Genomic DNA, 13,041 nt, shown 5'->3' on the forward strand with positions numbered 1-13,041 from the left:
CCAGTGGAGTTTGTGTTGTAAGGGGTAGGTGGGGAGGGGGGTGTGGGTGGTGGTGTGGGGGTGGGGCCAGGTGGTGGGTTGGCCGTGGGTCCAGGCGGTGGCGTGGGCGGTGTGGAGGGGGTGCGGGGTGTGATGGTGGCGGGTGAGGGTGGGGATGGTGGTGGCTTTGGGGTTGGTGTGGTGGATGGCTGTGGTGAGGGTGGGGTGGGGGCTGGGTTCGAGGTAGGTGTGGTGTCCCTGGCTACTTAGGTTCGTGATGGTTTGATCGAATTGGACTGGGTTGCGGAGGTTGTTGTACCAGTAGGTGGGGGTGAGATGGGTGCCGTCGTGGGTGTGGGTGGTGAGGGTGGAGTGGAAGGGGATGTGGCCGGGATGGGGGGTGATGGGAGCGAGCGCGTCGATGAGGTCGTTGTGGAGGGTTTCGGGGTGGTGGATGAGTTGGGAGCGGAGGGCGATGATGCGGGCGGAGTCTTCGAGGGTGAGGATTCCGGCTATGTGGGCGGCGGCGATTTCGCCTTGGGAGTGGCCGATGACGGCGGTGGGCGTGATGCCGAGGTGTTCCCAGCAGCGGGTGAGGGCGATCATCATGGCCCAGAGGGCGGGTTGGACGATGTCGACGCGTTGGAGGGATTCGGGGTTGGTGTCGCGTAGGGCGTGTTCGAGGTTCCAATCGATGTGGGGGGCGAGGGCATCGGCACAGTCTTGGACCGCTTGGTGGAAGACGGGTGAGGTGTCCAGCAGTTGTGCGCCCATCCCCGGCCACTGAGCCCCCTGCCCCGGGAAGACGAAGACGGGCTTCTCGACCGACCTCGGAGCCTTGGCCCGAACAACGCCTTCCGGACTCTCCCCCGCGGCAAGGCCGGCCAGCAGGGCTGCCCGCTCGGTGAGGTCGCCTCGTACGACGGCGGCACGATGGGAGAACGCCGCTCGTTGGGTGGCGAGGGCGCGGCCGATGTCCGCTATCGCCGTGTCCGGATGGGCGAGTGCGAACTCATGCAGTCGGGACGCCTGAGCACGCAGGGCGGCTTCGGTTCGCGCGGAGAGGAACCACGGCACGTCCTGGGCGGGGGTGTCGTAGTCCGCCACAGGTCTGGCGGATTCGGTCGGCGCTTGCTCCAGGATGGCGTGGGCATTCGTGCCGCTGATGCCGAACGACGAGACGGCAGCCCGGCGCGGTGCGCCGACACTGGGCCAGGGCTGTCTCTCGGTGAGTAGCCGGACCTGGCCCGTGCTCCAGTCGACACCCTCGGTGGGTTGGTCGATATGGAGGGTACGAGGGAGGACGCCGTGCCGCATGGCCATCACCATCTTGATGACACCGGCGACCCCGGCGGCGGCCTGTGTGTGTCCGAGGTTGGACTTGACGGAGCCCAGCCACAGGGGCGCGTCGCGGTCCTGGCCGTAGGTGGCGATGAGGGCTTGGGCCTCGATGGGGTCGCCGAGGCGGGTACCGGTGCCATGGGCTTCCACGATGTCGATGTCGTGGGGAGCGAGACCGGCGTTAGCAAGGGCTTGACGGATCAGGCGTTGCTGGGAGGGGCCGTGCGGTGCGGTGAGACCATTGCTGGCGCCGTCCTGGTTGACGGCGGAGCCCCGCAGCACGGCGAGCACGGGATGCCCGTTGCGTCGCGCGTCGGAGAGCCGTTCCAGCAGTACGACACCGACGCCCTCACCCCAGCCGGTGCCGTCGGCGGCGGCGGCGAACGCCTTGCAGCGACCGTCCGCGGACAGGCCACGCTGGCGGCTGAACTCCACAAAGATGCCCGGGGACGACATCACCGTGGCTCCTCCCGCCAGGGCCAATGTGCACTCGCCCTTGCGCAGCGAATCGGCCGCCAAATGCAGTGCTACCAGCGACGACGAACAGGCGGTGTCGATGCTGAGGGCGGGCCCCTCAAGTCCCATCGCGTAGGCGATCCGGCCCGACGCGACGCTTGCCGAACTACCGGTCAGGAGATGACCGTCGGTCCGCTGCGACGGCTCGTGCAGACGGGGGCCATACTCCTGCGCCATGACTCCCGTGAACACGCCCGTGGATGAATTCCGCAGGGTGTCGGGGTTGATGCCCGCCCGCTCGATGGCTTCGTAGGAGGTTTCCAGCAGGAGGCGTTGCTGAGGGTCCATGGCGAGGGCTTCGCGCGAGGATATGCCGAAGAACGAGGCATCGAAATCGGCCATGTCATGGAGGAAACTGCCGTGGCGCGTTGTGGAAGTACCAGGGCCGCCGTCGTCGGCGAAGAGCCGCTTGACATCCCAGCCGCGGTTGATGGGGAATTCGCCGATGGCGTCCCGCTCGTCGGCGACGAAGTCCCACAGGGCCTCGGGCGTGGTGATGCCGCCGGGAAAACGGCAGGCCATCGCGACGATCACGACGGGATCCGCAGTTGCCTCGGCGGTGGCCGCGTCATTGTCGAGGGTGGGAGCGACGCGGTGAGGGTGTGGCGCGGCGGTCTGCGCGCTGACGGAAGCGGTGTCGGCGTCCGTCCCCTGGACCTGCTGTTCGAGATGGTCGGCCAGGTCCTGGGGGGTGGGGTGGTCGAAGATCGCGGTGGGCGGGATCGAAATGCCCGTCGCCTCGGCGAGCCGCAGACTGAGAGTCACTCCGCTTGCCGAGGTCATGCCCTGGGAGCGGAAACTCGCACGGGCCTCCACATCGGGCGGATCCTCGCCACCGCCGAGGGCGACCGCCGTGTGTCGGCACACCATGTCCAGCAGGATGTTCGACAGTTCCTGGGCACCCGCCTCGCGGAGCCTGACGCCCAGCACCGAGGCGTCGTCCACCACCTCGGCGTCCGCTCCGTTGGGTTGGTCGTACCAGTGGTGTTTGTGTTGGAAGGGGTAGGTGGGGAGGGGGGTGTGGGTGGTGGTGTGGGGGTGGGGCCAGGTGGTGGGTTGGCCGTGGGTCCAGGCGGTGGCGTGGGCGGTGTGGAGGGGGTGCGGGGTGTGATGGTGGCGGGTGAGGGTGGGGATGGTGGTGGCTTTGGGGTTGGTGTGGTGGATGGCTGTGGTGAGGGTGGGGTGGGGGCTGGGTTCGAGGTAGGTGTGGTGTCCCTGGCTACTTAGGTTCGTGATGGTTTGATCGAATTGGACTGGGTTGCGGAGGTTGTTGTACCAGTAGGTGGGGGTGAGATGGGTGCCGTCGTGGGTGTGGGTGGTGAGGGTGGAGTGGAAGGGGATGTGGCCGGGATGGGGGGTGATGGGAGCGAGCGCGTCGATGAGGTCGTAGTGGAGGGCTTCAGTGTGATGGGTGTGTGAGGGGTAGTCGACGGGGATATGGCGGGTCTTTATGCCGCGGGTGTGGAGGTGAGTGACGAGCGTCTGGAGTTGGTGGTGGTCTCCGGCGAGGACGGTGTGTTGGGGGCTGTTGTGGGCGGCAATGTGGATGTCGGGGTGGCGGGAGAGGTGTTGTGTGGTGAGGATCTGGGCGGGGAGGTTGACGATGGCCATCGTTCCGTGGCCGACGAGGTGGTGGTGGATGAGTTGGGAGCGGAGGGCGATGATGCGGGCGGAGTCTTCGAGGGTGAGGATTCCGGCTATGTGGGCGGCGGCGATTTCGCCTTGGGAGTGGCCGATGACGGCGGTGGGCGTGATGCCGAGGTGTTCCCAGCAGCGGGTGAGGGCGATCATCATGGCCCAGAGGGCGGGTTGGACGATGTCGACGCGTTGGAGGGATTCGGGGTTGGTGTCGCGTAGGGCGTGTTCGAGGTTCCAATCGATGTGGGGGGCGAGGGCATCGGCACAGTCTTGGACCGCTTGGTGGAAGACGGGTGAGGTGTCCAGCAGTTGTGCGCCCATCCCCGGCCACTGAGCCCCCTGCCCCGGGAAGACGAAGACCGGACTGGTCGGAGAAACGCTCGCCTGCCCAGTCACCACCATCGACGACGGATCACCTGCCGCCAGCGCGTCCAGCCCCTCCAGCGCCCCCGACACATCGGAACGGGTCGCACCGAAGACCACGGCACGGTATGGCAACGCTGATCGACGCGAGAGCAGGGCTGAGCTAACATCCACAGCGCTGGCCGGCCCCTCCGCTCGGGCATTGCGGCCCGATGCGGACGGTCCATCTCCGCGCAGGGCGGTGGAGAGCAGGGCTGCCTGTTCCCTCAGCGCAGCCGGATGCGCCGCAGAGAGGACCAGCGGCACGGACGTGTCGGGCTGGTCGTCCATGTGCTGCGCCGGCCGGGCCTCGCGGACCGGGGCGGCTGTCAGCACCACATGGCAGTTGGTACCGCCGAGCCCGAACGAACTGACACCGAACCCCATCCCCTCAACGGTGGAGAGCGGGATGTGTTCGGCCGAGGTCTGTACTGCCAGGTTGAGAACGGTGAAGTCGATCTCCGGATTCGGCTGACGGAATCCGGCGGTCGGCACCAGCATGCCGCGTCGAACGCACAGAGCGGTCTTGATGAAACCGGCGATCCCGGCTGCGGCCTCCAGATGGCCGATGCTGGACTTCACCGACCCCACCGGCAGGGGTCCGCTCTCCCGTCGTGCGGCACCGATTACCGAGCCGAGTGCCAGCGCCTCCACAGGGTCCCCGACCCGTGTGCCAGTGCCATGGAGCTCGACGTAACCGATGCTCGCGGGGCTGATCCCGGCGCGCTCCTGCGCAGCTCGGATCACCGCAGCTTGGGCCTCGGTCGTCGGAGTGCCGAACTGGCTGCCGCCACCGTCGTTGTTGACCGCGCTGCCACGGATCACGCAGTAGATGTCGTCTCCGTCGGCCAGCGCGTCCCGAAGCCGCTTGAGGACGATGGTGCCGCCGCCCTCTCCTTGGGCGAAACCATTGGCACGTGCGTCAAACACATGGCTGTGACCATCGGGGGAGAGAGCCCCGAATCGATAGGCGGCCAGGGAGTGGTGCGGCGTCAGCCGTACGGTGATGCCGCCGGCGAGCGCGAGGTCGGATCTCCCTGACAACAGGCTCTCCGCCGCCAGGTGCACCGCTACCAGAGAGGACGCCTGACCAGCGTCCACGACCAGGCTGGGCCCCCGCATGCCGAGGAAGTACGACACCCGGTTAGCGATGGCGCTTCGCTGTGACCCGGTGAACGTGTGCGGTGTGATGCCACCCGGCCCGCTCTCACGAACGAGAGTCGTGTAGTCGTCGTTTCCCACTCCGACGAAGACACCGGTGCGCGTGCCGGCCACCACCCGATCGGGGATACCCGCGTCCTCAAGGGCTTCCCAGCAGAGTTCCAGTAGCATCCGCTGCTGGGGGTCCATCATGGCTGCTTCGGCCGGTGATATACCGAAGAATGCCGCATCGAAGCCGGATACATCCGAGAGGAAGGCGCCCCGCTCGACTGCGGACCTCTCGGCCCTGGTCAGTGAACCCAGGAAACGGGCGTCCCAGCGATGTTCGGGGACCTGACCGAACGCGACCGTCTTGGATTCCAGCAGATTCCAGAAGGACTGGGTGTCATCAGCCATGGGGAATCTGCAGGACATGCCGACCACGGCTATCTCTGTCCCGATGAGTGTCCCCTGGGGCTGCTCGTGTGACATTGCGGCAGAACTGGTGAAGATACGATTACCGGTCAAGATCGCCTCCCGACTTGATCTGCGTACAGCCCTGGGAATCGCACGAGCCCAGGGGCGGCACTTCGCTGCACGGCATGAGTGTCCTCAAACGTGATCGTCAACGAGTGAAGGCGGCACCCAGCCGGCCGAGCCCCGTCGTGATCTCCTCCACGGCATGGAGCGTGAATGACAGTCGGAGGGTGGCCTGGTCCGGCGTCCCCGCGAAGAACGGCGCGCCGGGAACGAAGGCCACACGGTTCGCAACGGCATTGCGCAGAGCCGTGGTCGCGTCGTATCCGTCGGGCAGCCGGACCCAGATGAACATGCCACCGAGGGGATTGCTCCAGGTGCTGCCCGTAGGCAGCACCTGAGGGAGTCCATCGAGCAGGGCGTCGCGGCGACGACGGTAGGCACCGCGCGTACGGTCGAGGTGGGCATCGAGGTCCGCGTCCTTGAGGTAGCGAGCGGCCGCCGCCTGATCAAGGGTCGACGTGTGCAGGTCTGCGGCCTGCTTGGCGACGACACAGGCACGCCGCACGGGCTCGGGGGCCCGGAGCCAGCCCAACCGCAGCCCCGGGGCCATGATCTTGGAGAAGCTGCCGAGCAGGACGGCCCGATCCGCGACGGGTGCGAGGGAAGAGATCCAGGGAATGTGACTGCCCTCGAAGCGCAACTCCCCGTACGGGTCGTCTTCGACGAGCCAGGCACTGCTGCGGGCAATCACCTGTGCAATGGCTTCGCGGCGACCCAAAGACAGGGTGCGACCGGTCGGGTTCTGGAAATTGGGAATCAAGTACAGCAATTTCGACCGTGTGCGGGTGATGAGTTCATCCAGCGCATCGGGGTCGACTCCCTCCGCGTCACAGGGAACGGGGAGCACTCGAGCTCCTACAGATCGGAAGCATTGCAGGGCCGCTAAGTACGTCGGGTCCTCGACGAGCACTGTATCGCCGGGATCCAGCACCGAATTCGCAACCAGTGACAGCGCTTGCTGTGATCCCGTGGTGATCAACAGATCACTCGGCCGGGTCGGGAAGCCTCGGCGTCCGAGACGTTCCGCGACTGCTTCCCTCAACTGCGGATCTCCTTCAGTGGTCGAATACTGAAGAACTCGCCTTGCCGATTCAGAGAGAACGCAGCAATAAGCCTTCTCTATTCCGACTGCATCGAAGAGCTCCGGGGCCGGCAGACCTCCCGCGAAAGAAATGATGTCAGGCTTCTCCGTTAACGCGAGAATATCGCGCACGGGGGACGAGGCGACATCCGCAACGCGAGAAGCGAGGGTGGGGGAATCGACTTGGATCACCATACCGTCAGCGTAGACGACCAAAGTGTATTATGCACGAGGCCACATAGGGGCAAGAAGGAAAGAAAGGGACAATGAGCGTAAAGAAGGTGGCTTGCGGGCTCCGCGAGCCTCAGTCCCGGCGAATCCTTGGTCGAGCGACTCAGTGTTGGGCCGCATTCCTATGGGTAGGGTGAGACGCGGAACCGATCCATCCATAGTTTTCAAGCCATCGATTGTCCTGATTCATTCGAGTTGTGTATGGGGGGCAGGCACGACACATCGGAAGAGCGGCGCATGAGGCCGCAGGGTCACTACACGTCTGGATCTCGCTATTGCTTATCGAAGGGGTCATCAATTGTTACCTCTGTCCGCCGCACAGCAAAGAATGTGGTTCCTCAACGAGCTACACGAGGAGGACGCCACATATGTAGTCTCCTCGGCTTTCCGCATCAAAGGACCCTTTGTGTCGAGTGATTTCGCCTCCGCTCTCGCGGACGTCACCAGGCGCCATGACTCCCTGCGGACCATTTATACCGATATCGATGGATTGCCCGCCCAAACGATACTCGATCAGCCACCCGTCGATTTAACCATCGCGCAGATGACGGAAGAGCGACTCGAATCCCATCTGGTCACCCTCTCCCAACAGGGATTTAACCTTCGCCGTGAACCCCCGCTCCGAGCGCGCATACTCAACATTGGTCCCGAGGACCATGTTCTGTTCCTCGCCGTCCACCACATTGCCGTGGATGAGTGGTCCCTCGGGCTGCTGCTCCGTGAACTGGCCGATGCCTACGCTTCATGGCGGATCAAGGGAAAACCACCAGAGTGGAAGTCGACCTGGCAGCAGAGCGATTTCGCCTCCTGGCAGATCGCCCACCTAGGCAGCATAAAAGATCCTGCGAGCAGGATTTCGCGCGGGCTGGAATTCTGGCGTACGGAACTCCAAGGGCTGTCCGTGAACATGGCTCTTCCTTATGATCGCTCGCCGCACGGAACTACCGTCCGCACAGGTCACCGAATATCCTTCGACGTTCCACCAGACGTCCACCAGCGCCTTGCCGATGTCGCAAAATCCCTGTCTGTCACACCTTTCATTATGATGACATCTGTTACGTCAGCGCTGCTCTACAGGCTGGGGTGCGGCTCGGAATTTGCCATGGCGACTGTGATGAGTGGACGCGCCAAGGAGGAGTTCGAGAGCATCGTTGGACTTCTGACGAACACCTTGACCGTGCGTGCCGATATGTCAGGGAACCCCACTTTCACCGAGGTCGTCGGCCGGGTTAAGAAGAACCTGCTTGCCAGCATCCCGCACAGCGACGTGCCCTTTGAACATGTTGTCCGTGAGGCGTTCCCAGAACGCGATGACCTGGCGAACCCGCTCAAAGTCATGCTGGCCTTCCAGAATTCCTTGGACTTGAACCTGAGCGTGCCTGGTGCTGACATCGAACAACTCCCCTCAGCAACAGAGAGCGCGCGGTTCGACCTGACCTTCTATCTACGGGAACTACGGGACGAAGAAGGCAGGCCGGCCGGTGTACGGTGCACCGTAAACTATGCGAAAGAGCTCTTCGACGCCGCGACAGTAGAGCGCATCGGCCAGGGATTCATCAATATCTCTGCTCAGATAGCACATTCTCCCGCCATACGGCTGCGGACTCTGAGCCTCATGGCGGCAGATGAGATCGAATATGTACGTGACACTTCCAAGGGGCCGGTTGAGACACTTGACCGCCGAACCCTGGTCGATCTACTGGAGCTGCAGGCCGCAAGCACGCCAGACCTATACGCAGTGGCAGCTTCCGCCAATGAGCCGATCACCTACGCGGAAATGCACGGACGGGCCAATCGACTGGCTCGCCAGCTCATCGCACGGGGAATCGGACCCGAGAAACTCGTCGCCCTTCTGCTGCCGCACTCCCCGGACATGATCGTCGCTATGCTGGCGGTTCTGAAGTCCGGAGCCGCTTATATACCGATGGACCCCAGATATCCGGCTGCACGGGTAAACACAATACTGGAAGATGCCCTTCCGAGTATGATCATCACCACGTCGGAGAGCATTGGAACCCTGGCAGGTCATGCCTCTTCGGCCGTCGTTCTGGACGAATGGGAACTGGATGCGCGCTCCGACGCTGCAAGGGAGTCTGAGCCCCTTACGAACGAGCATCGGACATCAGCACTTCATCAGGAGTGCGCCGCCTATGTGATCTACACCTCGGGATCCACCGGACGTCCCAAAGGTGTCGTCGTATCCCATAGGTCGCTGGTCAACTACGTCCTGCACATCGGAAAGGAGTACGCCGGCCTCACCGGCGACACCGTACTGCACTCGTCGTTCGCCTTCGACTTCACCGGAACGTCTCTCTACGGCACTCTGTCCTGCGGCGGTACCGTCACCGTCGCCTTTCTGGACGGCGACGAACTGGCCGCCGCGCACCGACCCGCCCCGAGCTTCCTGAAAGTGACCCCGAGCCATCTCGGCCTCCTAGAACTACTCCCTGCCGAACAAGCACCGCGCCATGAACTGCTCTTCGGTGGGGAGGCGCTGATGGCCCGGCCTCTCGACCGTTGGCGCGAACGGCATCCAACGGTTGATGTCATCAATCACTTCGGGCCGACGGAAGCCACGATCGGCTGCATGGACTTCCGTCTCCGGGCGGGAGCACCGCTGCCCGACGGGCCGGTACCCATAGGTCGACCCATGTCCAATGTCTCGACCTATGTACTGGATGACGATCTGACGCTCCTCCCCGACGGCTTTCCCGGTGAGCTGTACATCGCGGGCGAGTGCCTCGCCCGCGCCTATCTCAACAGGCCGGGACTGTCCTCGGCCCGATTCGTTGCCGATCCGCTCGGCGCCCCAGGAAGCCGTATGTACCGCACCGGTGACCGGGTGCGGCGGCGATCCGATGGGCAGATGGAGTACTTGGGCCGGGTCGATGACCAGATCAAGATCCGCGGGCATCGCATCGAACCGGCTGAGATTCAGGCGGCCCTGCTCCGGCTGCCGGACATCACCGAGGCCGTTGTGGTCGTGGCGGACTCGGCGCAAGGGGAATCCAGACTGCTGGCCTATGTGACTGGCAGCGGACCGGCAGCCGCAGCGGCCCGTGCCGCCGTAGCCCGCGATCTGCCGGACTATCTGGTCCCCAGTCAGGTCATTCACCTGGATGACATTCCGGTGACCGTCAACGGCAAGCTCGATCGGGCGGCACTGCCTCAACCGGAGACCTTCTCCCGGCAGGGGCCGCCGCAACTGGCGCCCGGATTGGTCGATCGAATCCGGCAGGCATGCGCGGAGACTCTCGGCCTAAGAGAGTTTGGGGCGGAGGACAACTTCTTTGACCGGGGCGGCACCTCCCTCACAGCCGTCCGGTTGGTGCGGCTCCTGCGCGAGTGGGTCCGCCCCGACCTTCCGCTCCGGCTGGTCTTCAAGTTCTCCAGCCCTCATGAACTGGCAGTCCAGCTTGATCCGAACGGCACATCCGCTCAGGCCAGGGAGCTCTCGCGGGAGAGCGGACGGACCGAGCAGCATTCGTCGACCGAACCCACCCCGAGGATGGCCACCGAGGAGTTCCCGCTGCACAGCGGTAGCGTTCTACTCACGGGCGCGACCGGATTCTTCGGCGCATACGTGCTCGAACGCCTGGTCGAGGAACATCCGGGGCAGATCTACTGTCTGGTGCGTGCGGACAGTACGGCGCACGCCCGCGAGCGCCTGCTGAGCAACCTGCGCAGACTGGAGCTCCCGGAGAAAATCCTGGACTACCGTGTGGTGCCCGTGGCCGGCGATCTCGGTCTGCCCCACCTCGGACTTGAGCCGGCGGCGTTCGAACGTCTGGGGACCGTTGTCGGCAGCATCTACCACGTGGCCGCCGAAGTGAATTCGTATCTCACCACCGAGCAACTGCACTCAAGCAATGTGGTCGGCACCCGGGAACTGCTGGCCCTGGCCCGATTGAGTGAGCGAGCAGTGTTCCACCTGGTGTCCACCATGTCCGTCGCCCATGATGGGACATTGGGCGGATACGCGGAGAGCAAGCTGCTCGCCGAAGAACTGGTGCGGGCGGAGTCCGCCAAGGGGATGTACACCACCATCTCCCGACTGCCTCGGCTGTCGGGTGCGGTGGCCAGCGGTTGCTACAACCCGCAGGACATCATGCACCATGCGATCGAGGCGGTCCTGCGGATCGGCGCGGCTCCGAACATCGAAGTGACCGAGGACTGGATTCCGGTAGACCGTGCGGCCGAGGACTTCGTCCGTGCGGTCCATGGTGCTGAAGGCCCCGGGCAACTGATCGCGTTCGTCCCCCATCAGCGCGTCTCGCTGGCCGAGTGTCTGGATCTTGCGCGAGAGCTCGGCCATGAGCTGCGCACGCTCCCCTTCGATGCCTGGCAGCAGTACGTCATGAGCCACCCCAGTCTCGATGGTGAGATCGCGGCCGCGACGCTGGGTGCGAAGCGGGCCAGCGCGGCTGCGGGCGGCCGGGACCGCAATGACATCGCAGCAGAGGAAGGCTTTGCGCTTCATCGCGTCGAAGGGCCGGGGGAAGCAGCCCTCAGAGCCTGGCTCCGACGGATCGAGCAGACGTCGCGGGAAGAGCAGAGAACAGCAGCAGCACCGGATGAGTTGGAAAGGGAAGCATGATGATCGAGGGCAGCGAGACGGTTTTCGAGTGGCCCGACGTGAGGGTAATCCGCAGCCAACTGCGTGATCTCCTCGACGCTCCCGTGCGCGAGCTGTCGCCCGCGGCGGTGGCGAAGTACACGTCGTGGTTCGACACCCACTGCCAGCGCTCCCGAGCACTGGCCGAGCAAGCCCGCTCTGTCATACCGGGAGGCGTGCAGCACTCGCTGGCGGCCTCGGTTCCGTACCCCCTCCAGTTCGACCGGGCCGTCGGTTGTGAACTCCGCGATGTCGATGGGAACACGTACATCGACTTCGTCCAGGCCGGTGGCGCCTCGGTGTTGGGTGCCAACGACCCGGTGGTGCGGGAGAGGGTGATGGAACTCCTCGCCGACTGCGCTCCCGCCATCAGTCTGGCGCACCCCCACGAGATCGAGCTCGCCCGCTTCATCTGTGACGCGGTGCCGGGGGTGGAGCGCTTTCGGATGGTCGGTAGCGGCACGGAGGCTGCCATGGCTGCCGTTCGCGCCGCGCGTGCGTTCACCGGAGCCGCGCACATCATCAAGGTTGGCTCGGCCTATCACGGATGGTCGGACCAGTTGACCTACGGCCTGCGCCTGCCCGGTAGTGGACGGCAGGGAGCCGCGGGTATTCCGCAAGCGGTACACGCGAGCACACACGAGACACCCCCCGACGACTTGGCCGCGCTCCGGGCCTTGCTGATGGCGAACGCCAGCAACGGTGGCACGGCAGCGGTCCTCGTGGAGCCGCTCGGGCCGCAGAGCGGAACCTACGCCGTGGAACGGGACTTCAACCAGCACGTTCGTGATCTGTGCACGGAGTTCGGCACCCTGCTCATCTTCGACGAGGTGGTCACCGCCTTCCGGCTGGGGCTGGGCGGGGTTCAGAAGCAACTCGGTGTCCGGCCCGATCTCACGGTCTTCGGGAAGTGTGTTTCCGGGGGATATCCGGGAGCCGGAGGGGTCGGCGGCAGCAAGGAGGTGATGGCGGCCCTCGGCCCCGGCGCGGGCCCAAACAAGGCCCAGGCATTTGTCGCCGGCACCTTGTCGGCAGGGCCACTCAGCGCGGTGGCGGGTTACCACACACTCCGCGAGATGGAGCGCACGGGTGCTCCCGCCGCCGCAGCCCGCATGGGAGATCGCTTGCGGTCCGGTTTGGCCGGTCTCATTAAGAAACACGGGCTCCCGTTTGTGACGTACAACTTCGGTTCGATCGTGCACCTCCACACGACGGGGGCCTTTCATCTGAAGCTCAATGATCCTGACTTCACCACCCAGATGGCACGGCGGCGAGTTCTGCTTCCCTGCCTCGCCGCGGCGTTGGCCGCAGAGGGGCTCGTCGTTCCGGTGACGGGTCGAATGTTTACCAGTGCCGCGATGGGTGAGCACACCATTGAAGATGTCATCGCCCGATTCGACCGAGTATTTTCCGACATGGGTTCGGCTTCTTGACCGGATGTAGTTCCTGATTCCTGAGCCTTCCCGCATGCCGCTCTTCGCGAATGCGTAGAGCGCATCGAAAATGCGTCAGAATAAGGCGCATTTTCGAGGCGGGCCCCAATGAACCGTAGAAATCG

At 64.6% G+C, this 13,041-nt stretch carries 4 protein-coding genes; 2 read left to right on the forward strand and 2 right to left on the reverse strand.

Annotation, left to right across the window (positions count from 1 at the left end; genetic code table 11):
• Nucleotides 1-5,508 (reverse strand): type I polyketide synthase (locus ACH4S7_RS33600; RefSeq protein ID WP_398525174.1); only part of this gene is annotated, 5,508 nt, incomplete at its 3' end.
• Nucleotides 5,509-5,641: 133 nt separating this feature from the next.
• Nucleotides 5,642-6,832, reverse strand: a complete 1,191-nt coding sequence (locus tag ACH4S7_RS33605) for a PLP-dependent aminotransferase family protein (RefSeq protein ID WP_398525175.1) — start codon at nt 6,830-6,832, stop codon at nt 5,642-5,644.
• Between the two features lie 334 nt (nt 6,833-7,166).
• On the opposite strand from ACH4S7_RS33605, the gene ACH4S7_RS33610 reads away from it, so the two are divergent.
• Both ACH4S7_RS33610 and ACH4S7_RS33615 read left to right on the forward strand, forming a co-directional pair.
• Entirely contained in the window at nt 7,167-11,465 is a 4,299-nt protein-coding gene (locus tag ACH4S7_RS33610) for an amino acid adenylation domain-containing protein (RefSeq protein ID WP_398525176.1), read from the forward strand.
• Nucleotides 11,465-12,916 (forward strand): aminotransferase class III-fold pyridoxal phosphate-dependent enzyme, encoded by a 1,452-nt coding sequence (locus ACH4S7_RS33615; RefSeq protein WP_398525177.1) that lies wholly within the window; start codon nt 11,465-11,467, stop codon nt 12,914-12,916. The genes ACH4S7_RS33610 and ACH4S7_RS33615 overlap by 1 nt, the downstream gene beginning before the upstream one ends.
• Nucleotides 12,917-13,041: the final 125 nt, after the last annotated feature.

Origin of the sequence: Streptomyces sp. NPDC020965, from assembly GCF_044333555.1 — a bacterium.
In the GTDB taxonomy this organism is placed as follows: domain Bacteria; phylum Actinomycetota; class Actinomycetes; order Streptomycetales; family Streptomycetaceae; genus Streptomyces.

What these genes read in the sequence shown, in the direction of transcription:
- ACH4S7_RS33605 (WP_398525175.1), bottom strand. Translation starts at nt 6,832, where the DNA reads ATGGTGATCCAAGTCGATTCCCCCACCCTCGCTTCTCGCGTTGCGGAT.
- ACH4S7_RS33615 (WP_398525177.1), top strand. Translation starts at nt 11,465, where the DNA reads ATGATCGAGGGCAGCGAGACGGTTTTCGAGTGGCCCGACGTGAGGGTA.